Genomic DNA, 23,715 nt, shown 5'->3' on the forward strand with positions numbered 1-23,715 from the left:
CTCAGTACGAGCTGGTGTCCTCGGCACCCGTGGCGTCGTCGCCGGCCAGCCGCGCCCGCAGCTCGCCGAGGATCGTCGCGCTCGCGCTCGTGCCCAGGCGGGTCGCGCCCGCGTCGAGCATGGCGATCGCGGCGTCGAGGCCGCGCACCCCACCCGAGGCCTTCACCTGCACGGCGGGCGAGACGCTGGCCCGCATGAGGCGCACGTGGTCGACGGTCGCGCCGCCGCCCGCGAATCCGGTCGAGGTCTTCACGAACGTCGCGCCGCCCTCCTCGGTGAGGCGGCTGCCTCGTGCGATCTGCTCCTCGTCGAGATAGCTCGTCTCGAGGATCACCTTGCTGATGAGCCCGCCCGCGGCCTCGACCACGGCCGCGATGTCGTCGCGCACGTACGCGTCCTCGCCCGAGCGCAGCGCGCCGATGTGCACGACCATGTCGAACTCCGTGGCGCCCTCGTCGAACGCGCGGCGCAGCTCGGCGACCTTCGCCGCGGTGGAGGTGGTGCCGTGCGGGAAGCCGATCACCGTGCACACGCGCACGCCGCTGCCTTCGAGCCGCGTCACGGCGTAGCCGACGTCGCTCGGGCGCACGCACGCGCTCCACACGCCCCACTCCGCGGCGATGTCGAGCTCGCGGTCGACCTCGGCGCGCGTGAAATCGGGCTTGAGTACCGCGTGGTCGATGGTGGCGGCGATCTGGGCTTCGGTGTAGGTGCCGGGCATGCCTCCAGCGTACGCCGAGGGTGGACTGGGAATACCCCCGGGGGGTATGCTGTTGTCGATCTCGAAACCGAGAAAGGAGCGACCATGTCGCGCACGTATCTGATCGAGGGCATGACCTGCCAGCACTGCGCCGGTTCGGTGACCCGCGAGGTGTCGGCCGTGGAGGGCGTGGCGGTGGCCGAGGTCGACCTCGCCGCGAACACGCTCACCGTCGAGGGGACGGCCACCGACGAGGCGATCGCCGGAGCCGTGGCGGAGGCGGGCTACGCCGTCGCCGGCCGCCGATGAGCGCCGAGAGTCGCGGCGTCGTCCTCGAGATCGAGGGCATGACGTGCGCCAGCTGCGTCGCGCGGGTCGAGAAGCGGCTGCAGGCCGTGCCGGGAGTGGAGGCGGCGGTCAATCTCGCCACCGAGTCCGCCAAGGTGAGCGCCCCCGCGGCGGTCACCGCCGACGCGCTCGTGGAGGCCGTGCGCTCCGCCGGGTATGACGCGCGCGTCCGCAGCGACGAGAACGCCGCACACGACGCGCACGACCACGGCGCGCACGAGCACGGCGGGCACGTGCACGACGTCGAGGACGCGGCCGGCGCCACGCCGCTGCGCACGCGGCTGATCGTCAGCGCGGTGCTGGCGGTGCCCGTGCTGGCGGTCTCGATGATCATGCCGCTGCAGTTCCCCGGCTGGGAGTGGGCGATGATCGCCCTCGCGGCGCCGATCGTGCTCTGGGGCGGCTGGCCGTTCCACCGCGCGACGTTCGCCAACGCGCGCCACGGCGCGACGACGATGGACACGCTGATCACGCTGGGCACCTTCGCGGCGCTGCTGTGGAGCGCCTGGGCGGCGGCGACCGGCGGCCACGTGTACGTCGAGGTGGCGGCCGTGGTCACCGTCTTCCTGCTGCTGGGCCGGTTCATCGAGCAGCGATCGAAGCGGCGGGCCGGCGCGGCGCTGCGCGCTCTCATGGAGCTGGGCGCCGACGAGGTCACGCGCGCGACGGCGGACGGTCGCGACGGCGAGACGGTTCCCGTCGACGCGCTGCACGACGGCGATCTCTTCGTCGTGCGGCCGGGGGAGCGCATCGCCGCCGACGGCGTGATCGTCTCGGGCGACGCCGCGGTGGACGAGAGCATGATGACCGGCGAATCGGCGCCCGTGCACGCGGCGGCAGGGGATGCCGTCACGGGCGGGACGATCGCGACCGACGGCCGGCTCGTCGTGCGCGCCACGGCGGTCGGCGCGGCCACCCGGCTCGCGCACATGGCGCGACTCGTCGAGGACGCGCAGGCCCGCAAGGGCGCCGTGCAGCGTCTCGCCGACCGCATCTCGGGCGTCTTCGTGCCCGTGGTGATCGCCCTGGCGGCGCTCACCCTCGTCGGCTGGCTCGTGCTGGGCGGCAGCGTGGACCAGGCGCTCACGGCAGCGATCGCCGTGCTCATCATCGCTTGCCCGTGTGCCCTGGGGCTGGCCACGCCCGTCGCGGTGCTCGTGGGCACGGGCCGCGGGGCGCAGCTGGGCGTGCTCGTGACCGGCCCGGAGGCGATCGAGACCGCCGGGCGGCTCGACACCGTGGTGCTCGACAAGACCGGCACGGTCACGACCGGCCGCATGACCCTGCACGAGGTCATCCCGGCCGAAGGCACCACGCGCGAGGAGCTTCTCGCGCTCGCCGCCGCGGCCGAGAGCGGCTCGCAGCACCCGATCGCACGTGCCATCGTCGCGGCCGCGCCCGACGCGCCCGGCGCGAGCAGATTCCGCACCGCGGCCGGCCGCGGCGTGATCGCCGAGGTGGGCGGCCGCGAGGTGTTCGCCGGCAGCCTGGCGTTCGCCCGCGAGCGGGGCGCGCGCGTGCCGGATGCGCTCGTCGCGGCGGCCGAGCAGGCGGCGGGCAGTGTCGTGGTGGTCGGCTGGTCGTCGTTCGCGGGCATGTCGGCCACGGCACGCGGCGTGCTCGTGGTCGCCGACACCGTGCGCGACGACAGCGCCGCGGCCGTGACCGGCCTGCGCGCGCTCGGCCTGGACGTGGTGCTGCTCACGGGCGACAACGAGCGGGTCGCACGCGACATCGCCGCGCAGGTGGGCATCGACACCGTGATCGCGGGGGCGTCGCCCGAGGGCAAGATCGCCGAGATCGCGCGGCTGCGCGAGGCGGGGCATCGCGTCGCGATGGTGGGCGACGGCATCAACGATTCCGCCGCGCTCGCCGCCGCCGACCTCGGCATCGCGATGGGCGGCGGCACCGACGCCGCCCGGCACGCGAGCGACATCACGCTCGTGCGGGAGTCGCTCGGCGCCGTGGGCGACGCCGTGCGCCTGTCGCGCCGCATGATGTCCATCATCCGCGGCAACCTGTTCTGGGCCTTCGGCTACAACGTCGCGGCGATCCCGCTCGCGGCGCTCGGGCTGCTCAACCCCATGATCGCCGGGGCCGCGATGGCGTTCTCGAGCGTGTTCGTGGTGCTCAACAGCCTGCGCCTGCGGGCCTTCCGCTGAGCCCGCATCACGATCCGGCGGCGGCGAGGTCACGAAACCGCGCGCCTGTCCCCGGCGCGGTCCCCGCTCGATACGGTCGCGTCATGGAGATTCGCACGCGCCGCCTCGCCGCCGTCGTCCTGCCGCTCGTGATGCTCGGCGCGCTCGCCGCCTGCGCCCAGTCGCCGGACGGCGCGGCGCCGTCGTCCTCGGCGCCGACGAGCTCGGACCCGACCGCGACCGCGACCACGGAGCCGACGCCGACCGCGACCGCGACCCCGCCGGCCGACCCGGTCGGGTTCGCGGTGCCCGGGGCGTGCGAGGACGTGTGGACACCCGAGAAGTTCCAGGAGCTGTCGGCGTCGACCGTGCTGAACGATCCCGGCGTCACCATGCTCTCGACCGAGGTCGTCGAGGGCCTCGAGGTGCTCGATGTCGTCCCGCACCTGCGCTGCACCTGGGGAGAGCCGAGCGAGTGGGGGATCGCCACCACGGTCGCGGCCGTCGATGCGACGCAGACGGCGACGATCGTCGACGCGCTGTCTCGCGAGGGCTTCGTCTGCACGGAGGCGACCGTGCAGCGCTGCGAGCGCAGCCAGACCACGCCGAGCGACACCTCGGGCGCGCCCGACGTCACCCTGGGCGAGACGCACCTCATCGGCGAGGGCGGCTGGGTGGCCACGCACTGGTTGAACGCCGAGGTCGAGCCCGGCTACTCCGACTCGATCGCCGCGCAGCTCTGGGGCTGACGCGGCGATCGAGCTCCGGTCACCGGGGTGCCCAGAGGTCCGGCTTGCCGTCCTCGTCGGGCGCCAGCGCCCGTCCGTCGTCGGCGACGATCGGCTGCGGGTCCGCGCTCACGTACTCGAGCCGGACGTTGTTCAGATCGCCCTTGTCGGTGAACCAGAGGATCACGTTGCCCGCCTCGTCGACCGCCTGGCCGTTCTGACGGAAGCTGAGCAGGGCGAGCTGGCGCTTGCGCTCCTCGATGTCCGTGACGTTCATGAAGGCGATGTGGTGGAAGCCCTCGCCCTCGGCGGCGGAATGCGTCCCGGCCCCATGGAACTCCATGAGTTCGATCGCCGGCGACCCCTCGCGTGAGAACGAGATGCGCGCATCGTGTGCGTGCGGCTCCGGATCGCTCGCGTCGGTCCACGTCTGCGTGCGATAGCGGGCGATCGGGCTGAACGTGTACCCGGTGGCGAGCGACCATCGCTCGATCGCCTGCTCGAGGTCGGCGACCAGGAAGCCGATGTGATCGATGACCAGCGGCGTTGGGCGCGAGGTCATGACGCCCGCCTCGTCGGCTCGAAGACGGTCTTGATCTGGCTGGAGTCGTGCAGGTTCACGAGGCCGCGGCCGAAGTCGTCGAACCCCACGATGTCGGTCACGATCCCCTCGGTGCGGATCGCGCCCGACCTCAGGATCGCGACCGCCCGCTGCACCGCGTACGCCTGTGCGAAGGACCCCTTGATCGTCAGCTCGCGGGCGAAGATCTCGTAGGGGAACACCTTCGCCGTCGCATCCTCGCCCGCCAGGCCGTACACCAGCACCGTGCCGCCCGTGGCCGTCAGGCGCACCGCGAGCTCGAACACCGCCGTCGACCCGGTCGCCTCCACCACGGCATCGAAGCCCTTGGGGGCCAGCGCGCGAAGTGCGTCCTCGGCGGCGTCGGGGTCGCGGCGATCGATCTGCACCGTCTCGTCGATGCCGAGCCGACGGGCGAGCTCGAGCTTGCTCGCGGTCGGTGCGGCGACCACGACGCGCGCGGCCCCCGAGGCTCGCAGCAGCTGGGCGAGGATGAGCCCGGTCGGTCCGGCGCCGAACACGAGCACGTCCGATCCGGGGCGCAGCGCCAGCACGTCGGCGCCGTGCACGGCGCACGCCGTGGGCTCCGCAAGGCCGGCAGTGGTGACGTCCATGCCGGCGACGTCGATCGTCTTCGCCGCCTGCACGGCCACGTACTCGGCGAAGCCGCCGGCGTCGTTGCAGCCGAGCGAGACGAAGTTCTCGCAGAACAGCGCGCGTCCCGTCAGACACGGCTCGCAGTGCCCGCAGTGGATCGTGTTGTCCACGGCGACCACGGTGCCGATCGGCGGCGAGGTCACCCCGGGTCCGTGCTCGGCCACGCGGCCGAGGATCTCGTGGCCGGGGATCAGCGGCAGCTTGGCGATGAAGCCGCCGTGCAGCAGGTGCTCATCGGTGCCGCACACGCCCGTGCGGATGACCTCGAGCAGCACCTGCCCCTCCTGGGGGGTCGGCCGGGGGACCTCTTCGACCGCCCACTGGGCGCCTTCGCGGAATACGACCGCCTTCATCGGTACTTCCCTTCGTCGGGTACGGGGTACGACGTACGAGCCCCGGAGTATGTGGAGCGGGTGGGCCGGCCGAGTGATCGCGGCGCGGCGGTGTGGTCCGCCGGCGCACCGGCGGGCCGTGCGGTCACGCCGTGACGACGACCTTGATCTCGGTGCCGGTGCTCGCGAGGTCGAAGGCGTCCTGGGTGCGGGTGTACGGGAAGCGGCTCGACAGCATCACCGCGGGATCCACGGCGCCGGAGCGGATGATCTCGATGGCGGCCTCGTAGTCCTCCAGCACATACGTCGCCGAACCGAGGACGGCGATCTGCCGGTCCTGCACCGTCGGCAGGTCGATTTCGACGGGGCGGGACGGCACGCCCACGATGACGATCGTGCCCGCCTTGGCGACGATCGCCGTCGACGCCGACACCGTGCTCTGCACCGAGACGCAGTCGAAGATGACGTCGGCGGTCTCGCCGAGTGCCTCGCGCGCGTCGTCGACGAACGTGGCCGATCCCGCGTCGATCGTCGCGTCGGCGCCGACGCGAGCGGCGATCTCGCGCTTGCTCTCGAGCAGGTCGCTCATCACGATGCGGCGGGCGCCCGCCGCCCGGGCGGCCGCGAGCATGAGAAGGCCGATCGTGCCGCAGCCGTGGATGAGGACCGCCTTGCCGCGGATGTCGCCGGCGAGGCGGGCGGCGTGCACCGGCGTCGCGAGGGGCTCGATGAGCAGGGCCTGGTCGTCGGTGAGATCCTCGGGCACCACGCGCAGGCGGTCGGCGCGGATCGTGAAGGTCTGTGCCATGCCGCCCTCGCGGAAGCCGCAGCCGAAGAACTCGAGGTTCTCGCACACGTTCTCGTGGCCCGCCCGGCACGTCTTGCACGTGCCGCAGGGGAGCGTCGGCTCGGGCGTGACGCGCGTGCCGACGGCCAGTCCGGTGACATCGCTGCCGACCTCTTCGACGATGCCGACGACCTCGTGGCCCGGGTAGTACGGGATCTTCATCTGCGGGTGCCGGCCGTGGAAGGCGTGCGTGTCGGAACCGCACACGCCCGCCAGGCGCATGGCGACGCGCGCCTCGCGGGAGCCGAGCTCGCCGGCCTCCTCCTCGAGGATCTCGATGACTCCGGCGGAGGTGACTTTGGCGCGCCAGCGCTGAGTGTGGGAAGGGGTGGTGGACACGGTGTGCTCCTTTGCGATGGTCCGTCGTACGCGGCGACGTCGCCGAGTATAGGCGTAGCGTAACTATCAAAATAGCGGACAATCTCCGAACGATGGTTGATTAGATCGCCGCTCTCTGTAGTATGACTACGAACTTCGGCTCCGGACCCGGGCCGATCTCTCACAAAGATGTGAAGAAGGAGATTCGCTGATGAATCACATTCCTCGATCGACGAGGCGCCACACCCAGCAGGCAACCACCCGCGCCTTGGCGCTCGGTGTCGCAGCAGTCGCGGCTGTTTCGTTGAGCGCGTGCACTGCCGAACCGACGACGGGAGGAGGCGCCGATCCGGAGGACATCACGATCGGCTTCATCGTCAAGACGAACGCGAACCCGTTCTGGGTCTACATGCAGGAGAAGGCGAAGGAAGCTGCCGATGCGCACGGTGTCACCCTCATGACTGCCGCCGGGGAGGCCGACGGCGACAACGAGGGGCAGGTGGCGGCCATCGAGAACATGATGACGAGTGGGGTGGACGCGATCATCATCGACCCGAACGACAGCACCGCCATCGTGCCGACCCTCGAAGCGGCACAGGAGCGGGGCATCGCAACCTTCGCGGTCGACACGCAGACGGAGAACAACGAGGGTGTGCTCGGCACATGGGCCACCGATAACACCAAGGGCGGTGAGCTGCTGGGTCAGTACATGCGTGCCGTGTTCGATGAGCAGCACTCCGGCGAGGAGCCGCGCGTCGCGCTGCTTGATCTGCAGGAAGGGGTCACGGTCGGCGTGCAGCGCCGCACGGGGTTCCTTGAGGGGTTCGGCATTGAGCTCGATGGGCCGGAAATCGTCGGTCAGCAGTACACCAACGGCGACCAAAGCAAGGCACAGGCCGCGATGGAGAACATGCTCCAAGCCGCTCCGGACATCAATGTCGCGTACAGCATCAACGAGCCCGCGGGAACGGGCGGAGCCGAGGCGATCGCGTCGGCAGGCAAAGCCGACGGCATTCTGCTCGGCTCGATCGACGGGAGCTGCGACGGCGTGGCGATGGTCGAGAACGGCGCGTTCACCGCGACGGTGATGCAGTTCCCCGGACGGATGGCGGAGATGTCCATCGAGGCGGCCATCGAGTACCTCCAAAACGGCACCGAGCCAGAGATGCCCGAGTCGGGCTTTGTCGACACGGGAACGGAGCTCATCACCAACCAGGCGGTCGAAGGCGTTGAGTCCCAGGACACCGAGTGGGGCGCAGACAACTGTTGGGGTGACACGGGTGAGTGACGCCTCTCAGCGGGTGCGTGATGCGCCGAGCGGCAACAACGCCGACACGGTAGGCATGCCCCTGCCACCGCGCCGCGAGGGCCCCGGGCCGGTCGTGCGGACGATCGCGCTCGCCGCCCGGAATCCTTTCGCGGGGCCGCTCGCCGCGCTCGTCGTCCTCATTCTGATCTTCACTCTGGCGACGGACACCTTCTTCAGCGCTCAGAACTTCTCGGTGATCCTGCAACAGTCTGTGGTGATTGGCACCCTTGCATTGGGGCAGACCCTCATCATCCTCACCTCGGGTATTGACCTCGCGAACGGCTCCATTCTCGTCGTCAGCACGCTCGTGATGGCACAGCTGGCGCAGGGGCAACCTCCGGGGATCCAGATTCTTATCCTGCTTGTCGGCTTCGCGCTGAGTGCAGCGCTCGCAGCAGTCGCGGGCCTTCTGATCTCCCGGTTCCTGCTCCCGGCGTTCATCGTGACGCTCGGCATGTTCACGATGCTCACGGCGGGTGCCAGGCTTTACTCGCAGCGCACGCTCGTCGTGCCGGAGGGTGGGGTCCTGACGGTGCTCGGCTCAGGGGGGTACCTGTTCGGGGTATTCCAGGTCACGATCGGCGTATTTGTCGTGATCGCGTCGGTCGCGGTGCTGCACTACATGCTCACCCGCACAGCGTGGGGGCGTCACGTCTACGCCGTCGGCGGTAATCCGACGGCCGCCAGGCGCACAGGCATCAATGTGAGCCGCGTGCTGCTGGTCGTGTACATCCTCGCGGGGCTGCTGTACGCCCTAGCGGCGTGGCAGGCCTTCGGGCGTAGCCCCGCGACGTCGGCGAACGTATTCGCGAACGCCAACCTCGACACGATCAGTGCGGTGGTGATTGGCGGCACGTCGTTGTTCGGGGGTCGCGGCACGGTGGTCGGCAGCTACTTCGGCACACTCATCGTGCTCGTGCTGCAGTCCGGTCTGACTCAGATGGGGTTCGACGCGCTGTACCAGCAGGTCCTCACTGGTGCGCTCGTGATCGCGGCGGTCGCGCTTGATCAATTCACGCGGAAGGTGGAGCGGCTTGGCTGAGACAACGAAGAATCTGCAGGCCGTTGAGGCAGACCACGACGTCGTCCTACAGGCGAAGAACATTCGCAAGCAGTACGGGCACGTCGTTGCCATTCGCGACAGTGACTTCGAGCTGCGTCGTGGCGAGATTCTGTCGGTCATCGGCGACAATGGGGCTGGAAAGTCATCGCTCATCAAGGTGCTGTCCGGCGATGTCGTTCCGGACTCGGGACAGTTGTTCCTGAACGGTTCCGAGGTGGCGTTCCGTACTCCGAAAGACGCGCAGGCCGCCGGCATCGAAACGGTCTATCAGGACCTGGCGATGGTGCCGGAACTCGACATTGCTTCGAACCTCTTCCTCGGGCGTGAGGTGCGGCGTTCAGGACCGCTCGGGACGCTCCTGCGCACGCTCGACAGCAAGGCGATGCAGCGGCGCGCGCAGGAGAGCCTCGATGATCTCGGGATCTCGACCCTGCAGTCGATCACACAGAGGGTCGAGACTCTCTCTGGCGGCCAGCGCCAAACGGTCGCGGTCGCTCGCGCGGCGATCTTCGGCAGGAACGTCGTGATTATGGATGAGCCCACCGCAGCGCTCGGTGTCCGCGAGACGCAAGCTGTGCTCGACCTCATCCGCGCGATTCGCGATGCCGGTCGGTCTGTCGTGCTTATCAGTCATGACATCCCCTCCGTGTACGAGATCTCTGACCACATCCACATCCATCGGCTCGGCCGACGCATTGCGCTACGCAAGCCGTCGGATCAGCCGATGAACGATCTCGTCGGCATCATGACGGGGGCGTTGCCGCCCGAGTAAGTGAGCCCCGGAAACCCGGAAGGGCGGTGGCGGATCCTCGATCCTCCACCGCCCTTCTCGTGCGGCGCGATGCGCTCAGACGGTGCGCTCCTTCTTGCCGGTGACGATCTGCAGCAGCACCGCGGCGATGATGATGACGCCCTTGATGATGTCCTGCGGGTACGAGGGCACGGCCATGAGGTTCATGATGTTGCCGATCAGCCCGAGGATGAGCGCGCCCGCGACGGTGGGCAGCACGAAGCCGCGTCCGCCGGCGAGGCTCGCCCCGCCGATCACGACGGCGGCGATGGCGTCGAGCTCCTGACCGCTGCCGACGGTGGCGGCGCCGGTCGAGGCCCGTGCGGCGACGAACACACCTGCGAGCGCGGCGAGGCCGCCGGAGATCGCGTACGCCGACATCGTGTAGCGCTTCGTCGGCACGCCGGCCAGGCGCAGCGCGGTCTCGTTGCTGCCGATGGCGATGATCTTGCGCCCGAAGCCCGTGTAGCGGTGCACGACGAGGGCGCCGGCGACCAGCAGCAGCGTGATCCACAGGATCGGGTAGAACGTCGCCTTGCCCACGAGCAGGTCGAGGGTGCCGAACTCCGTCTTCACCGGCCGGCCGTTGGTGAGCACGAACGCCACACCGCGCGCGATGGTCATGGTCGCCAGCGTCGCGACGAAGCCCTGGATGCCGGCGTAGGCGACGAGCACGCCCGAGAACGCGCCGAAGGCGATGCCCACGACCACCGCGACGCCCGTGGCCACGGCGAAGTTCATGCTGAGATCGGTTACGAGGATCGCGGCCAGCGACGCGCCCAGCGCCATGATCGAGCCGACCGACAGATCGATGCCGCCGGTGAGGATCACGAAGAGCATGCCGACGGCCACGAGGATCGGTGCGGCCTGCTGCAACAGGATGTTGCGGAGGTTGACCTCCGTCAGGAAGGTGTCCGACAGGATCGCGCTGATCACGATCAGCAGGATCAGGATGATGAACGTGTTCCCGTTGATCAGGACGTTCTTCCAGTTGATTCGGTTCGTCATGCTCCCACTCACGCTTCCATCGCCAAGGCGATCAGGTTCTCTTCCCGAAGGTCTTCTCTGCCCAGCTCGCCGGTCACCCGGCCTTCACGCATGACGATCGCGCGATCGCACATGCCGATGATCTCCGTCATCTCGGAGGAGACCATGATGATTCCGATGCCACGCGCCGCCAGGGCGTTGATGATCGCGTAGATCTCGGTCTTCGCACCCACGTCGACGCCACGCGTGGGCTCGTCGAGGATGAGCACCTTCGTGTCGATGTCGAGCCACTTCGCGAGCACGATCTTCTGCTGATTGCCGCCGCTGAGGCTGCTGACGTGATCCTCGGTCGACCCGTACTTCGTGGAGACCCGCTTGAGCAGGTCGATCACGTGCTGGCGCTCGCGCTTGGGGTTGATGAAGCCGTTGCGCCGCTCCGAGACGAGGGTCGAGTTCATCCGGATGGACTGCTCGAGCACGAGGCCCTGGTTCTTGCGGTCCTCCGGCACGAAACCGATGCCGCGGCGGATCGCCTGCTTCGGATCGCGGAAGCTCACCTGCTCGCCGTCCAGCACGACCCGACCCTGGGCCGTGCGATCGAGGCCGAACAGCGCGCGCATCGTCTCGGTGCGGCCCGCACCCACCAGGCCGCTGAAGCCCAGCACCTCGCCCGGGTAGAGCCGGAACGACACGTCCTCCACGAAGCCCGCCGCCGAGAGCCCGTCCACCTCGAGCAGGGGAGCGCCCGTGCGGTCGACCTCCACGTCGCGGGTCGGGAACAGCTGCGAGATGCTGCGGCCGACCATCTTGGTGATCAGCTCGTCCTGCGTGATCGAGGCGGTCTCGAACACACCGACGCTGCGGCCGTCCTTCAGCACCGTGATGCGGTCGCTGATGCGGAACAGCTCGTCGAGGCGGTGCGAGACGTACACGATCGTGACGCCGCCGTCGCGCAGGCGCTGGATGACCTCGAGCAGCCGGTCGGTCTCGGCGTGGGTGAGCACGGCGGTCGGCTCGTCGAAGACCATCACGGTCGAGCGGCGGGCGAGCGACTTGCAGATCTCGATGACCTGCTGGTGTGCCACGCTGAGCTCGCTCACCTTGGCGCGCGGGTCGATCTGACCGAAGCCGACGCGCTCCAGCTCCTCGGCGGCGCGCGCGTAGAGGCTCTTCCAGTTGATGAAGGGGCCGGATGCGTCGTGGAAGTTGTCGATGAAGATGTTCTCGGCGACCGTCAGATCCGGGGCCAGCATGAACTCCTGATAGATGACGGAGACGCCGTGCTGGATCATCACGCGCGGGCTGACGTGATCGATCGTCGTGCCGTTCACACTGATCGTGCCGGCGTCCTTGCTGTAGGCGCCGGCGAGGAGCTTGAGCAGCGTCGACTTGCCGGCTCCGTTCTCGCCGATGAGCGCGTGGATCTCGCCGCGTCGGATGTCGAGCGACACGTCCTCGAGGGCGTGGACGCCGCCGAACGACTTGGTGATGTCGCGCATTTCGATGATGTGGTCAGACGTCATGTCGTCCCTCGCGTCGTGCGGTATGGGTGCCGCGGAAGAAGGAGGGCGGGGCAGCCGTCGCGGTCGCGATCGCTGCCCCGCCCGAGTGGATCAGAAGCCGAGGTCGTAGAACTCGTCCACGTTGTCGGCGGTGATCGCCTGCGGCTCCGTGAGCGTGATCTCGTCGAACGACTCCGGGTCGGCGCCGTCGACGAGGATCTGCTCGGCGATGTCGTACCCGCCCTCGGCGACGAGCGTCGGGCTGTTCAGACCCGTTGCGAAGTACTCGCCGGCCTTGATGCGGTCGAACGCCTCCTTCGCGCCGTCGGCGGCGGCGACGAGGTCGACGTCGCCGAGGCCGGCGTTGTCGAGCGCGGTCTTCGCGCCGAACAGCATCGAGTCGTTCTCGCCCAGCACCGTGGTGATGTCGGAGTTGGCCGTGATGAGGTCCTCCGACGACGTGAGCCCGAGCTCCTCGGTCCAGTTGCCCCAGCCCTGGCCCAGCACGCTGAAGCCGGCCTCCTCGTTGGTGGCGCTGCCCTTGCTGCTCAGCTGCGCCTCGAACTCGTCGGCCAGGTCCCACGCCTCGTCCTCGGACACGCCCAGGCGCGTCTCGAGGATGCCGGCGAACAGCCCCGTGCGGCGCTCCAGGCCCGCGACGTTGCCCTTCGCCCCGCTGATGATGATCGACCGGATCTCCTCGTCGCCCATCGCCTCGGCATAGGCCTTGCCGACCAAGCGGCCGTTCTGCTTGTTGTCCGAGTACACGGTCGTGACGTTCTGCGCGTCGTCGCTGATCCCGGAGTCGAGGTTGATGACCGGGATGCCGGCCTCCGCGGCGCGGTTGATCGCGGGGATCGCGGAGTCGTTGTCGACGGTGTCGGCGAAGATGAGGTCCTTGCCCTGCGAGATGAAGGTGTCGATATTGGTCGACTCCTGCTGTGCGTCGCCGTTCGCGTCGAGGACGGTCACCTCCCAGCCGCGCTCCTGGCCGAGGCTCTCGACGGCCTCTGCGAGCGCGACGAAGTACGGGGCGTCCTGCGCCTTGAGCGCGAAGCCGACCTCGATGGTGTCGTCGCCGCCGCCGGCCGTCGCGCAGCCGGTCATGGCGCCCACCGTCGCCGTGGCGAGAGCGAGTCCGAGCGCGATTCTCGTGTTCCGTTTCATGAAACACACCTCCTTGTGTTGAGTCACGCAGCGCGCGCGTCATCGCGCTGGGCGTTCCTGGTGTCGGGACCTGCGTCATCCGGCCGCCTCATCGGGACGGGAGTCTGCCGCGGGTAGTGATACTACCTCAGCGTGCGAGAAGCGCCTACGACTTGGCCATCTGATCCGCAAGCAGCGCCATTTTACGTAGTTCTGCTACCTCAGATGAGGCTGGATCCGCCATCCATGAGGAGCTCGGCGCCCGTGAAGTAGTCCGAGTCGTCGCCGAGGAGGAAGGCCACGGCGTGCGCGACCTCGAGCGGCGTCGCGAATCGGCCGAGCACCGTCTCGCTCTTCCACCGCTCGTGCATGTGCGCCTTGAGGTGGTTCAGCGGTGTGTCGACGTACCCGGGCGAGACGGCGTTGACCTTGACGCCGCGCGGCCCCCACTCGACCGCCAGTGACTTGGTGAGCCCGACGACGCCGGCCTTGGACGTGTTGTACACGCTCTGGCGCTGCGGGGTGTTGACGATGTGGTTGCCCGACATCGAGGCGATGTTGACGATCGCGCCGGTGCCGTGCCGCAGCAGCTCTCGGCCGAAGGCCTGGCAGCTGAGGAAGACCGAGCGCAGGTTCACGCCCATCACGCGGTCGTACAGGTCGACGGGGATGTCCTCCGCCGCGACGTCGTCCTCGACGATTCCGGCGCTGGTCACGAGGCTGACCGGGGTGTCCTCGTGCGCGTAGATCTCCCGGGCGGCCGCCTCGATCTGTGCGGCGTCCAGCAGGTCGAGCTGCCGGAACTCCACGCCGTCCGGAAGCGTCTCGGGGCGACGCGCGTCGAGTGCGATGACGCGTGCCCCCTGCGAGACGAGATGCGTGGCGATCGCCAGGCCGATGCCGCCGGCGCCGCCGGTGATCGCGATCCGCCGTCCGGTGAGTCCGCTCATGGAAGTGCCCTCTCGTGCCTGCGGGCGCCGCCGCAGACATCGGCATCGGCGCCCGGAATCGATTTGGAAGCAATACTACATTCAGCGCGCTCAGGGCGCGCGTTTCGTGGTGCTCCAGGGTGCATTTGCGCGATTCCCTGTAGTATCACTACTCGTACTTGACTCGAACTGACGAAATGGGATGCGTTCATGGGTGATCCGCAGCCGACCATCGACCAGCCTGTGCGCCTGGAGATCGATCCGAACGGTGAGATGACCGGCGGCTCCCGCCGGTACGACAAGCTCCTCGGCGATCTGGAGGGCCTCTACCGTGACGAGGACGCGTATCGGGCGCTGCTCGCGGAGCGCGGTGCGGACGCCCTCATGTACTACGTGTACGACCAGCGGTACCAGGAGGGCCCCGGCGCTCTCATCGTCGGCACGAGCACGCTCCTTCCCGGGACGGTGGGCGACGAGTACGCCATGACGCGCGGTCATCTCCACGCCATCAGCGATCGCGCGGAGCTCTACTACTGCCTCTCGGGGCATGGCGTCATGCTGCTGGACACGATCGATGGTCGCAGCGAGGCCGTGGAGCTCACGCCGGGCGCGGCGGTCAACGTGCCGGGGGAGTGGATCCACCGCAGCGTGAACGTGGGCGATGAGCCGTTCGTGACGCTGTTCAGCTACGCCGCCGATGCCGGCCAGGATTACGGCATCATCGCCGACGCCGGTGGCATGCGGACCCGCATCGTCACCGACGGAGACGGATGGAAGCAGGTCCCCAACCCGACGCACGTCGGTTACGCCCGGGAGCGCTGATCGTGTCGTCGATCGACCTGACCCGGCTCTCTCCGTCGCGGCTCATCCCCGTCATCGAGATCTCCGATGTCGCGGCGGCCGTGCCCCTGGCCGAGGCGCTGACCGAGGGCGGGATCCCGGTGGCCGAGATCACCCTGCGCACCCCGCAGGCCGTCGAGAGCATCGAGCGCATCCGCGCGGCGCTGCCCGACTTCCGCGTGGGCGCCGGCAGCCTCCTCAACGCGGCGCAGGTGCGTCGCGCCGCGGACGCGGGCGCGTCGTTCGGCGTCTCGCCCGGGCTGACGCCGCAGCTGATCGAGGCCGCGCGTGCCAGCGACCTCCCCTTCATCCCCGGCATCGCCACGATCGGCGAGGTGCTGCAGGGCCTGGAGCTGGGCGTGGAGCGCTTCAAGTTCTTCCCCGCGGGCAATCTCGGCGGCGTCGCGACCCTGAAGGCCTTCGCCGCCCCGCTCGCGCAGACCTCGGCGGCGTTCATGCCCACCGGCGGCATCACGCTCGACACCCTGGCCGACTACCTCGCCGTGCCGCAGGTGTTCGCCGTGGGCGGCTCGTGGATCGCGACCCGGGACCAGATCGCCGCCGGCGACTTCGCCGGGATCACCGAACGCGCCGCGCAGGCGGTCTCCCACGTCGCGCGGCTCGCCGCGGCCTGACCCAGCCGGACCCAGAGCACCAGGCGGCAGCACCGCCACATCCCAGAAGGACAGGACCTCATCCATGTATCCGACCCTCACCCCGAGGACGCTCACGCCGGCAGCGAAGCCGACGTTCTACTTCATCGGCGTCACAACCGGTCACTCCTCGATCCGCCGCGTCTTCCCCGCCTGGGCCGACGCGCTCGGCCTCGGCGACGTCGAGATGATGGGCATCGACGTGGCGATCCACGCGGATGCCGCCGACTACCGATCCGTCGTCACGTTCATCAAGAACGACCCGCTGAGCCTCGGCGCCCTCGTGACCACCCACAAGATCGACATCTTCGACGCGGCGCACGACCTCTTCGACGAGATCGACCCGCTCGCGACCCTCATGCACGAGATCAGCTGCATCTCCAAGTCGGACGGCCGGCTGTGCGCGAGCGCGAAGGACCCCATCTCCAGCGGCCACGCGCTCGACGCCTTCATCCCCGAGGGTCATTTCGCCCGCACGGGCGCGGAGCTGTGCGTCTTCGGCGCGGGCGGATCGGCGATCGCCATCGACTGGTACCTCTCGCAGCCGGCGCGCGGCGCCGACCGGCCCGCCCGGGTGACCGTGACGAACCGGTCGCAGCCGCGGCTGGACGCGCTGCGGGCGATCCACGAGCAGAGCGCGCCCGACGTGCCGCTGCGGCTGGTCCTCGCGGGCAGCGCGAGCGACAACGACGCCGTCCTGGCCGAGCTGCCGCCGCAATCGGTGGTCATCAACGCCACGGGCCTCGGCAAGGACGCACCGGGCTCGCCGCTCAGCGACGAGGCGCTGTTCCCCGAGGGGGCGCTGGCGTGGGACCTCAACTACCGCGGCGATCTCGTGTTCCTCGACCAGGCCGAGGCACAGCGTGCGGGCCGCGGCGTGGAGCCGGTGGACGGATGGATCTACTTCATCCACGGCTGGACCCAGGTGATCGCGGAGGTCTTCCACATCGACATCCCGCCCTCGGGCGAGCGCTTCGACGAGCTCGTCGCCATCGCGGCCGCGAGCCGGTGACCCCCATGGGCGCGGATCGCATCCTCGTCACGCCCCGCTCGCTGACCTCCGTGGACCCGAGCGGCATCCCCGAGCTCGCGCCGCTGCGGGAGCGCGGCTACACGATCGTCATCACCCCGGCCGGGCTTGTTCCCACCGCCGACGACCTCCGCGAGGCGCTGCCGGGCGTGGTCGGCTGGCTGGCCGGGATCGAGCCGATCACCGCCGACGTCCTGGCGGCGGCGCCCGATCTGCGGGTGATCAGCCGCAACGGCACGGGGAGCGAGAACATCGATCACGCGGCCGCGGAGGCCCGGGGCGTCGCCGTGCGCACCGCCCGCGGCGCGAACGCGCAGGGGGTCGCCGAGCTCGCGCTCGCGCACGTCATGAACGCCGTGCGCGAGCTGTCGTGGGCGAACGCCGCGCTGCACGAGGGCGGCTGGACGCGTGTGCGCGGGCGGGAGATCGCCGAGCTGAGCGTGGGGCTGGTGGGCCTCGGGGCGATCGGCGCGAAGGTCGCCGGCATGTTCGCCGCGCTCGGCGCGCGGATCCACTTCTTCGACCCCTTCGTGGCGGAGGCCGCCGGCTACGAGCGGCACGAGCGCCTGGCCGATCTGCTCGCGGCGTGCGACGTGGTGAGCCTGCACGTGCCGCCCACGGGCGACGGGCCGCTGATCTCGGTGTCTGAGGTCGACGCGATGCGCCGCGGCGCGATCCTCGTGAACACCGCGCGCTCGGCCCTGATCGACGAGGACGCCGTGCTTGCCGGGCTGGAGACCGGGCGCATCGGCTGCTACGCCGTCGACGCGTTCGACCAGGAGCCGCCGGCGCTCACGCCGCTGCTGCGCCACGAGCGCACGGTGATGACGCCGCACGCGGGAGGGTTCACCGGCGCGAGCGTGCGCCGCGCGACCGAACAGGCCGTCGCTCATATAATCGACTCACTCGAGACGGTGTGATCGTGCTTCCCCGGGAGGGAGCTCAGGCGGGAGTGTCAGCGGTGAGCTACGACCATCGTCTGCCCCTGCTCGAATACGTCGACAAGGCCAGCGAGCGGCTGAGCCGCTCGGAGCTCAAGGTCGCCGAGCTCGTGCTCGCCGATCCTCGGTTCGTGAGCCAGTCGACGATGGCGGTGGTCTCCGCCGCGTGCAAGGTGAGCGAGCCGACGGTCATGCGGTTCTGCACCTCGCTGGGGTTCGAGGGCTTCCAGCAGTTCAAGTTCGCGCTCATCGAGTCGCTCGCGCTCGGCCTGCCCTCGACGCTGTCGAGCATCACGCCCGACGATTCGGTCGAGACGATCACGACGAAGGTCTTCGACCACTCGATCAGCAGCGTCGACCGCGCGCGCCGCTTCATTTCGGTGGACGAGCTCACGCGCGCCGCGGATCTCATCATCGCCGCGCGCTCGATGCTGCTCGTCGGCCACGGCGCCTCGGGCATCATCGCGGCCGACATGGAGCAGAAGGCCGCGGTCCTGGGGCTGCCGTGCTCGGCGCCGTTCGACCCGCACCAGCAGTTCATGCTCGCGTCGACGGCGGGGGAGTCGACCGTCGTGATGGCGATCTCCAACACCGGCGAGACGCGATCGGTGATCGAGATCGCGCGCCTGGCGAAGGAGCGCGGCGCGAAGGTGATTGCGATGACGGGGAGCGACTCGACCCTCTCGTCGCTCGCCGATGTGGTGCTGGCCGTGAAGACCTTCGAGGACACCGACCTGTATACGCCCACCGTCAGCCGGCTCGCCGGCCTCGTCGTCGTCGACGTCCTCACCGCCGCAGTGTCGCTGCGACGCGGCACCGAGCATCTCGCGCACATCGGCGAGATGAAGGAGGGCCTGTCGCGCTACCGGCGCGAGTAGGCCCGCCGCGGTTCACGCCCGCGGCGAGAACGCCAGAACGCTCGCGGGGTTCGCGCGGAGGATGCGGTCGACCGCGGCGTCGCCGACCCGCTCCGCCAGGCGCGGCACGAAGCGGGCCGCCAGGTAGGCCAGCCCCGGCATGCCGCCGTAGGCCGCGTAGCGGGAGCGCCGCGCGACGTCGCCGCCCAGCAGCAGCCGGTCCCCGTGGCCGTCGACCACGCGGGCGGCGCACTCGATGATGGCCTCGTCGGAGTGGTACTGATGGCGCGCCGGGCCGTCGTAGCCGAGGTACGCCCCGGCGGCGGCGAGCTCGCGGTGCAGGCCGGAGTCGAGGTTGCGGTCCATGTGCGCCAGGATCACGCGATCCGCCGGCACGCCGAGGCTGTCCAGGAGCGCGAGCACCTCGAGGGTCGCCGAGCCGTGCTCGGTGTGGACCATGATCGCGACGCCGGTGCGCGCGTGGGCGCTCGCCGCCGCCGCGAGCACGCGGCGCTCGAAGTCGCCGATGTTCCAGAACCGGATGCCGGTCTTGACGATGCCCGCCCGCGGCGCGGGGCCGGCAACCGGGGCGGCCGGCTGCTCCCACGCGGGCTGGGTGAACCCCTCCGTGATCTCGCGGGTGAACAGCTCGGCGAGCGCCGATTCGTCGAGGGCGCGCACGGGGTGATCGTCGGGGTAGTGCCCGCCGTGGTGCGCGCCCGTGGCGTGCACCACGCGCAGGCCGGTGCGCCGGGAGATCTCGACGGCGTCGGAGACGCGCCGGCCGAGGCCGAGCGGGGTCGCGTCGACCATCGCGTCGATCCCGCTGGCCACGAACAGCTCCGCCTCGCGCCGCGAGCGCGCCGGATCGTCGAGCTCCTCGCCGCGCAGCAGCGGCGTCACCTGGAAGAGGTGCTCGTGGTAGTCGACGGCCCCGAGCGCGGCGGGGTCGATGTCGCCGAGGAGGGTGCGGACGATCGCGCTCACGGCAGCATCTCGAACCACGGCTCGACCCGGCGATACAGGTCCATGAACAGCTCGTACTGCTCGAGATACGCCGCCGCGGTCTGCGGCTGCGGCTCGACCGACTCGAGGCGGCCGCTCAGCGTGCGGGCGACGGCGAAGTCCGGGAAGATCCCCACGCCGACGCCGGCCACGACGGCGGCGCCCATCGAGGTGGCCTCGTCGACCAGATCACGCTTCGTCACGCGGCGGCCCCACACGTTGCTGAGGATCTCGAGCGTGAGGGCTCCGTTGGCGGCGCCGCCGATGGCATCGACGTTGTCGATCGTCCTGCCGTTCTCGAGGAACGCGAGCAGCCCCGTGCGGAGGTTGAACGCCACGCCCTCGAGCACCGCGCGCGTCAGATGCGCCGGCCCGTGGTGGCGCGCCAGGCCCGCGAACACGGCGCGTGCCCGCGGGTTCCAGTACGGCGAGCGCTCGCCGAGCAGGTGCGGCAGGAAGTAGAGGCCGTCCGCCGCGGCGCCGACGCCCGCGGCGCCGGCGAGCAGCTCCTCGTAGCGCGCCTCGCCGCCGGGGCGGAGGGTGTCGACGATCCATTGCAGCGACGCCCCGCCGGCCTGCATGGTGGCGGTCGGCACGAACCGGCCGGGAATGACGTGGTTGAACGTCATGCTGCGCATCTGCGGGTCGTGCAGGGGCTCCGGCGCGCTGAGCGAGACCCAGGACGAGGAGCCGAGGTAGGCGTAGGCGCCGTCGGACTCGTCGACGATGCCGGCGCCGAGCGCGCCCATCGGGCCGTCGCCGCCGCCCATCACGACCGGGATCCCGGCGATCAGGCCGGCCTCGGCCGCCGCCTCGCGCGTGACGGTGCCGATCACCGTCGTGGAGGGCACGATCTCCGGCAGCAGGCCGTCGACCCCGGCGGCCTCGACGAGCTCCGCCGACCAGGCCCCGTCAGCCTGGCTGTAGGCGTCGGTGCCCGAGGCGTCGGAGGGATCGGTCGCGAGGACGCCGGTCAGCCGGTACGCGACGTAGTCCTTCGCCTGCACGACCGTGACGGTGCGAGCGAAGCTCTCCGGCTCGTGCGCGCGGAGCCACATCAGCTTCGGCAGGGAGTACGTCGGATTGAGGCGGTGACCCGTGATCGTGTAGCCGCGCTCCATTCCGACCGCCTCGATGAGCGTCGCCGTCTCCGCGGAGGACCGGGTGTCGGCCCAGATGATCGCGGGTCGGACGACCTCGCCGCCGGCGTCGAGGGGGACCACGCCCATCATCTGCCCGGAGAAGGAGATGACATCGATGTCATCGGCGCGGACGCCCGCCCGCTCGAGCAGGCGCCGCGTGGCCTCGCAGGAGGCGCGCCACCAGTCGCCGGGGTCCTGTTCCGCCTTGCCGCCGGGCCCGAAATCGGTGTCGTAGGCGACGGTCACGCTGGTGATCAGCGTTCCCTCATTGCTCACCAGCGTCGCCTTGTTGCCGGTGGTCCCGAGGTCGTGGGCGAGGATCAACGCGAACTCCTTTGCGAGCGGAATCTCCGTGCGACGTCGCCACGGATGTAGTAACACTACCAACCTCACGTCCTCGGGCACCGTCGGCAGGCTCGCGACGCGAACGATTCTGCGGTTCCGGACCCCGATGCCCTAGACTTGAGGTGGCTCGCCGCCATCCGATCGACGCACAGCGCCGGGTGAGCGAGCCGAGCGCCTCACCGGTCGGATCCCGTCCCGGGTCATCCGGGCCGTTCTGCACGTGGGGCGCGCAGGTCTCTCGACGGCCGGCGGGACCGGTCGCATCCAGCTCAGGAGGAGCATGCCGACCACGGCACCCGCGCGACAGCGCAAGCGGCCCTCGTCCGCACGACGCGACGATGAAGCACCGCTGATCCCGATCCTCGCCCGCAAGGTGCGCGAGGTCGAGGCCAAGGCCCAGCGGAACAAGCTGGGCCCGACGAACCGCGTCAAGTTCCAGGTGATCGCGTTCCTCGTTCGCGAGGAGCGCGCCCGCGTCAAGGCGGACGCGGAGCTCACCGACGCCGCCCGCGCCGAGCTGCTCAAGCGCCTCGACGGCGTGGCGACGATCCTCGCCAAGACCGCGGCGCGCGACACGTCGCTCATCCAGCTGCTCGAGGCCGATCACGCCACCTCGCCCGTGGCTCAGCGCCTGCGCCGCGACTGGCTGCTCGACTCCGGGGCGGAGCTGCCGCCGGAGGAGCTCGTCATCTCCGACGCCAAGCCGGCCGCCGGCCCGGTTCCGCCCGTGGCCGCCGAGCGGGCGGTCACGCCGCCGCAGATCGAGTCGCGCATCGAGGCGAACCCGTTCCTTGCGCCCGACCTGACGAGCAAGCCCGCGTCGCAGCCGCGCCGTCGCCTGGACGGCTGGGAGCTGATGGGCCCGCTGTACAAGGCGTTCGAGACCGGTGCCGGCGGCGGCTCGGCCGTCATGGACCTTCCGCCCGTGCCGGAGTTCGACCACCTCTCGCCCAAGGGGCTCGAGGTCATGGTGCACCAGGCCCGCTTCCTCGAGGCCGTGCGGGCCGGGCACCGCTCGTTCCTGCTCGCCGACGAGCCCGGCCTCGGCAAGACCGCCGAGTCCGTACTGGCCGCCTCCGTGGCGAACGCCTATCCGCTCGTGGTCGTCGTGCCGAACGTCGTGAAGATGAACTGGGCGCGCGAGGTCGAGCGCTGGACGCCCCAGCGCCGCGCCACCGTCATCATGGGCGACGGGCAGGACGTCGACGCCTTCGCCGACGTCTTCATCGTCAACTACGAGATCCTCGATCGCCACCTCGGCTGGCTCGCCCGGATCGGGCTGCGCGGCATGGTCGTCGACGAGGCGCACTTCATCAAGAACCTCTCGTCGCAGCGCTCGCAGAACGTGCTCGCCCTCGCGCAGCGCATCCGCGAGACCACGCCCGGTGGCGACTCGCTGCTCATGGCCCTCACCGGCACCCCGCTGATCAACGACGTCGAGGACTTCGACGCGATCTGGCGCTTCCTCGGCTGGACCAACGGCGAGAAGCCGGGCCCGGAGCTCATGGACAAGCTCGAGGCGACCGGGCTCACGCCGGCCGACAAGGCGTTCTACCCCGCGGCGCGCGACGCGGTGATCTCGATGGGCATCGTGCGCCGCCGCAAGAAGGACGTCGCCGCCGACCTCCCCGACAAGCTCATCGCCGACATGCCGGTGCAGCTCGACGACGAGTTCGGACGCAGCATCCGCGAGGCCGAGCGCCAGCTCGCCGAGCGACTCGCGGCACGCTACCGCCGCATCGTCGAGGCGCGCGGCGACCGCGGGCTCGCCGAGGGCGAGATCGACGCCGACATCGTGCGCCTGGTCGCCCAGGGCGAGCTCGACGAGTCGAAGGCGGCCGGCACCGACGGCGACAACGTCTTCGCCATGGTGCGCCGCATCGGCCAGGCCAAGGCCGGGCTTGCGGCCGACTACGCGGCCCAGCTGCAGCGCTCGGTCGGCAAGGTCGTCTTCTTCGCCAAGCACATTGACGTCATGGACCAGGCCGAGGCCCTCTTCGCGGCCAACGGCATCCGCGCGGTGTCGATCCGCGGCGATCAGACGAGCGCGGCCCGCCAGGAGGCGATCGACGCGTTCACGAACGACCCCGAGGTCGGCATCATCGTCTGCTCGCTCACGGCGGCGGGCGTCGGCGTGAACCTGCAGGTCGCCTCGAACGTCGTGCTGGCGGAGCTGAGCTGGACCGCGGCCGAGCAGACGCAGGCGATCGACCGCGTCCACCGCATCGGCCAGGACGAGCCCGTCACGGCGTGGCGGATCATCGCCGCCCACACGATCGACACGAAGATCGCCGAGCTCATCGACCAGAAGCAGGGCCTCGCGGCCCGCGCCCTGGACGGCGAGGCGGTCGACCCGACGTCGAGCGATTCCGTGCAGCTGGCGGCCCTCATGCACCTCACGCGCGAGGCACTCGGCGGGGAGTGATGCGCCGGCTCGCGGGTCGCCCGTGAGGCCGCGCCCGCGGCGGCGATCCAGGCTCTAGGCTGGCGCCATGAAGATCGGAAACGTCACCTGCGTGCGGCAG

22 protein-coding genes are annotated in these 23,715 nt (G+C 70.1%); 12 read left to right on the plus strand and 10 right to left on the minus strand.

Features of this window, described 5'->3' with window-relative positions; all coding sequences use genetic code 11:
- Position 1 precedes the first annotated feature (1 nt).
- Positions 2-721, minus strand: a complete 720-nt coding sequence (gene deoC, locus E3O41_RS04235) for a deoxyribose-phosphate aldolase (protein ID WP_067025838.1) — start codon at positions 719-721, stop codon at positions 2-4.
- An 84-nt stretch (positions 722-805) separates the two neighbouring features.
- On the opposite strand from deoC, the gene E3O41_RS04240 reads away from it, so the two are divergent.
- The 3 genes from E3O41_RS04240 (at position 806) to E3O41_RS04255 (ending at position 3,938) form a co-directional block, all read left to right on the plus strand.
- Positions 806-1,009, plus strand: a complete 204-nt coding sequence (locus E3O41_RS04240) for a heavy-metal-associated domain-containing protein (protein ID WP_067025840.1) — start codon at positions 806-808, stop codon at positions 1,007-1,009.
- The gene (locus E3O41_RS04245; protein WP_067025842.1) at positions 1,006-3,210 is read left to right on the plus strand and encodes a heavy metal translocating P-type ATPase; all 2,205 of its coding nucleotides are present in this window, start codon (positions 1,006-1,008) and stop codon (positions 3,208-3,210) included. Before E3O41_RS04240 ends, E3O41_RS04245 begins: the two co-directional genes overlap by 4 nt.
- A gap of 83 nt (positions 3,211-3,293) precedes the next feature.
- A complete protein-coding gene (locus E3O41_RS04255) occupies positions 3,294-3,938 on the plus strand; it encodes a hypothetical protein (protein WP_083990904.1) in 645 nt (214 codons plus the stop codon).
- A gap of 19 nt (positions 3,939-3,957) precedes the next feature.
- Here the strand turns inward: E3O41_RS04255 and E3O41_RS04260 are convergent, their stop codons facing one another.
- The 3 genes from E3O41_RS04260 to E3O41_RS04270 form a co-directional block, all read right to left on the minus strand.
- Positions 3,958-4,479, minus strand: coding sequence for a VOC family protein (locus E3O41_RS04260; RefSeq protein ID WP_067025844.1), 522 nt, complete (start codon positions 4,477-4,479; stop codon positions 3,958-3,960).
- Positions 4,476-5,507, minus strand: a complete 1,032-nt coding sequence (locus E3O41_RS04265) for a zinc-dependent alcohol dehydrogenase family protein (RefSeq protein ID WP_135012054.1) — start codon at positions 5,505-5,507, stop codon at positions 4,476-4,478. Before E3O41_RS04265 ends, E3O41_RS04260 begins: the two co-directional genes overlap by 4 nt.
- A gap of 124 nt (positions 5,508-5,631) precedes the next feature.
- Complete coding sequence (locus E3O41_RS04270) at positions 5,632-6,672, minus strand: zinc-dependent alcohol dehydrogenase (RefSeq protein ID WP_067025849.1); 1,041 nt, start codon at positions 6,670-6,672, stop codon at positions 5,632-5,634.
- Positions 6,673-6,862: 190 nt separating this feature from the next.
- On the opposite strand from E3O41_RS04270, the gene E3O41_RS04275 reads away from it, so the two are divergent.
- From E3O41_RS04275 to E3O41_RS04285, 3 genes are read left to right on the plus strand one after another with little or no spacing between them, the layout of a single operon-like run.
- The gene (locus tag E3O41_RS04275) at positions 6,863-7,939 is read left to right on the plus strand and encodes a substrate-binding domain-containing protein (protein ID WP_135012056.1); all 1,077 of its coding nucleotides are present in this window, start codon (positions 6,863-6,865) and stop codon (positions 7,937-7,939) included.
- Positions 7,932-9,002 (plus strand): ABC transporter permease, encoded by a 1,071-nt coding sequence (locus E3O41_RS04280; protein ID WP_218939258.1) that lies wholly within the window; start codon positions 7,932-7,934, stop codon positions 9,000-9,002. Before E3O41_RS04275 ends, E3O41_RS04280 begins: the two co-directional genes overlap by 8 nt.
- Positions 8,995-9,795, plus strand: coding sequence for an ATP-binding cassette domain-containing protein (locus E3O41_RS04285; protein WP_240482345.1), 801 nt, complete (start codon positions 8,995-8,997; stop codon positions 9,793-9,795). Before E3O41_RS04280 ends, E3O41_RS04285 begins: the two co-directional genes overlap by 8 nt.
- 75 nt (positions 9,796-9,870) lie before the next feature.
- Here E3O41_RS04285 and E3O41_RS04290 read toward each other — a convergent pair whose 3' ends face one another.
- The 4 genes from E3O41_RS04290 to E3O41_RS04305 all read right to left on the minus strand — a co-directional run bounded on the left by E3O41_RS04290 (position 9,871) and on the right by E3O41_RS04305 (position 14,398).
- A complete protein-coding gene (locus E3O41_RS04290; RefSeq protein ID WP_067025854.1) occupies positions 9,871-10,821 on the minus strand; it encodes an ABC transporter permease in 951 nt (316 codons plus the stop codon).
- Between the two features lie 8 nt (positions 10,822-10,829).
- Positions 10,830-12,323, minus strand: a complete 1,494-nt coding sequence (locus E3O41_RS04295) for a sugar ABC transporter ATP-binding protein (protein ID WP_067025855.1) — start codon at positions 12,321-12,323, stop codon at positions 10,830-10,832.
- A gap of 90 nt (positions 12,324-12,413) precedes the next feature.
- Positions 12,414-13,469, minus strand: coding sequence for a substrate-binding domain-containing protein (locus E3O41_RS04300; protein WP_067025857.1), 1,056 nt, complete (start codon positions 13,467-13,469; stop codon positions 12,414-12,416).
- A 200-nt stretch (positions 13,470-13,669) separates the two neighbouring features.
- On the minus strand, positions 13,670-14,398 hold the full coding sequence (locus E3O41_RS04305) for an SDR family NAD(P)-dependent oxidoreductase (RefSeq protein WP_067025859.1): 729 nt from the start codon (positions 14,396-14,398) through the stop codon (positions 13,670-13,672).
- A 189-nt stretch (positions 14,399-14,587) separates the two neighbouring features.
- On the opposite strand from E3O41_RS04305, the gene E3O41_RS04310 reads away from it, so the two are divergent.
- The 5 genes from E3O41_RS04310 to E3O41_RS04330 all read left to right on the plus strand — a co-directional run bounded on the left by E3O41_RS04310 (position 14,588) and on the right by E3O41_RS04330 (position 18,719).
- The gene (locus E3O41_RS04310; protein ID WP_067025861.1) at positions 14,588-15,199 is read left to right on the plus strand and encodes a glucose-6-phosphate isomerase family protein; all 612 of its coding nucleotides are present in this window, start codon (positions 14,588-14,590) and stop codon (positions 15,197-15,199) included.
- Between the two features lie 2 nt (positions 15,200-15,201).
- Positions 15,202-15,852, plus strand: coding sequence for a bifunctional 4-hydroxy-2-oxoglutarate aldolase/2-dehydro-3-deoxy-phosphogluconate aldolase (gene eda, locus E3O41_RS04315; protein WP_205631750.1), 651 nt, complete (start codon positions 15,202-15,204; stop codon positions 15,850-15,852).
- 64 nt (positions 15,853-15,916) lie between these two features.
- Positions 15,917-16,882 carry a shikimate dehydrogenase family protein gene (locus tag E3O41_RS04320; protein WP_067025863.1) on the plus strand — a complete coding sequence of 322 codons (966 nt, stop codon included), beginning with the start codon at positions 15,917-15,919 and terminating at the stop codon, positions 16,880-16,882.
- 5 nt (positions 16,883-16,887) lie between these two features.
- Positions 16,888-17,820, plus strand: a complete 933-nt coding sequence (locus tag E3O41_RS04325) for an NAD(P)-dependent oxidoreductase (protein ID WP_067025866.1) — start codon at positions 16,888-16,890, stop codon at positions 17,818-17,820.
- A 41-nt stretch (positions 17,821-17,861) separates the two neighbouring features.
- Entirely contained in the window at positions 17,862-18,719 is an 858-nt protein-coding gene (locus E3O41_RS04330; protein ID WP_067025869.1) for a MurR/RpiR family transcriptional regulator, read from the plus strand.
- 12 nt (positions 18,720-18,731) lie between these two features.
- Here E3O41_RS04330 and E3O41_RS04335 read toward each other — a convergent pair whose 3' ends face one another.
- Entirely contained in the window at positions 18,732-19,685 is a 954-nt protein-coding gene (locus E3O41_RS04335; protein ID WP_067025871.1) for a phosphotriesterase family protein, read from the minus strand.
- Positions 19,682-21,169: a xylulokinase gene (xylB, locus tag E3O41_RS04340; protein ID WP_067025873.1), complete on the minus strand. Its 1,488-nt coding sequence runs from the start codon at positions 21,167-21,169 to the stop codon at positions 19,682-19,684. The genes E3O41_RS04335 and xylB overlap by 4 nt, the downstream gene beginning before the upstream one ends.
- 301 nt (positions 21,170-21,470) lie before the next feature.
- Here xylB and E3O41_RS04345 point away from each other — a divergent pair, with 301 nt between their 5' ends.
- A complete protein-coding gene (locus tag E3O41_RS04345; RefSeq protein WP_135012060.1) occupies positions 21,471-23,615 on the plus strand; it encodes a DEAD/DEAH box helicase in 2,145 nt (714 codons plus the stop codon).
- Positions 23,616-23,715 lie beyond the last annotated feature (100 nt).

This window comes from Microbacterium sediminis (genome assembly GCF_004564075.1).
GTDB lineage: Bacteria > Actinomycetota > Actinomycetes > Actinomycetales > Microbacteriaceae > Microbacterium > Microbacterium sediminis.

Bases quoted from the DNA above. Each gene is read 5' to 3' on its own strand.
- deoC (WP_067025838.1), bottom strand. From the start codon at position 721: ATGCCCGGCACCTACACCGAAGCCCAGATCGCCGCCACCATCGACCAC.
- E3O41_RS04240 (WP_067025840.1), top strand. From the start codon at position 806: ATGTCGCGCACGTATCTGATCGAGGGCATGACCTGCCAGCACTGCGCC.
- E3O41_RS04245 (WP_067025842.1), top strand. From the start codon at position 1,006: ATGAGCGCCGAGAGTCGCGGCGTCGTCCTCGAGATCGAGGGCATGACG.
- E3O41_RS04255 (WP_083990904.1), top strand. From the start codon at position 3,294: ATGGAGATTCGCACGCGCCGCCTCGCCGCCGTCGTCCTGCCGCTCGTG.
- E3O41_RS04260 (WP_067025844.1), bottom strand. From the start codon at position 4,479: ATGACCTCGCGCCCAACGCCGCTGGTCATCGATCACATCGGCTTCCTG.
- E3O41_RS04265 (WP_135012054.1), bottom strand. From the start codon at position 5,507: ATGAAGGCGGTCGTATTCCGCGAAGGCGCCCAGTGGGCGGTCGAAGAG.
- E3O41_RS04275 (WP_135012056.1), top strand. From the start codon at position 6,863: ATGAATCACATTCCTCGATCGACGAGGCGCCACACCCAGCAGGCAACC.
- E3O41_RS04290 (WP_067025854.1), bottom strand. From the start codon at position 10,821: ATGACGAACCGAATCAACTGGAAGAACGTCCTGATCAACGGGAACACG.
- E3O41_RS04295 (WP_067025855.1), bottom strand. From the start codon at position 12,323: ATGACGTCTGACCACATCATCGAAATGCGCGACATCACCAAGTCGTTC.
- E3O41_RS04300 (WP_067025857.1), bottom strand. From the start codon at position 13,469: ATGAAACGGAACACGAGAATCGCGCTCGGACTCGCTCTCGCCACGGCG.
- E3O41_RS04305 (WP_067025859.1), bottom strand. From the start codon at position 14,398: ATGAGCGGACTCACCGGACGGCGGATCGCGATCACCGGCGGCGCCGGC.
- E3O41_RS04310 (WP_067025861.1), top strand. From the start codon at position 14,588: ATGGGTGATCCGCAGCCGACCATCGACCAGCCTGTGCGCCTGGAGATC.
- E3O41_RS04320 (WP_067025863.1), top strand. From the start codon at position 15,917: ATGTATCCGACCCTCACCCCGAGGACGCTCACGCCGGCAGCGAAGCCG.
- E3O41_RS04325 (WP_067025866.1), top strand. From the start codon at position 16,888: ATGGGCGCGGATCGCATCCTCGTCACGCCCCGCTCGCTGACCTCCGTG.
- E3O41_RS04345 (WP_135012060.1), top strand. From the start codon at position 21,471: ATGCCGACCACGGCACCCGCGCGACAGCGCAAGCGGCCCTCGTCCGCA.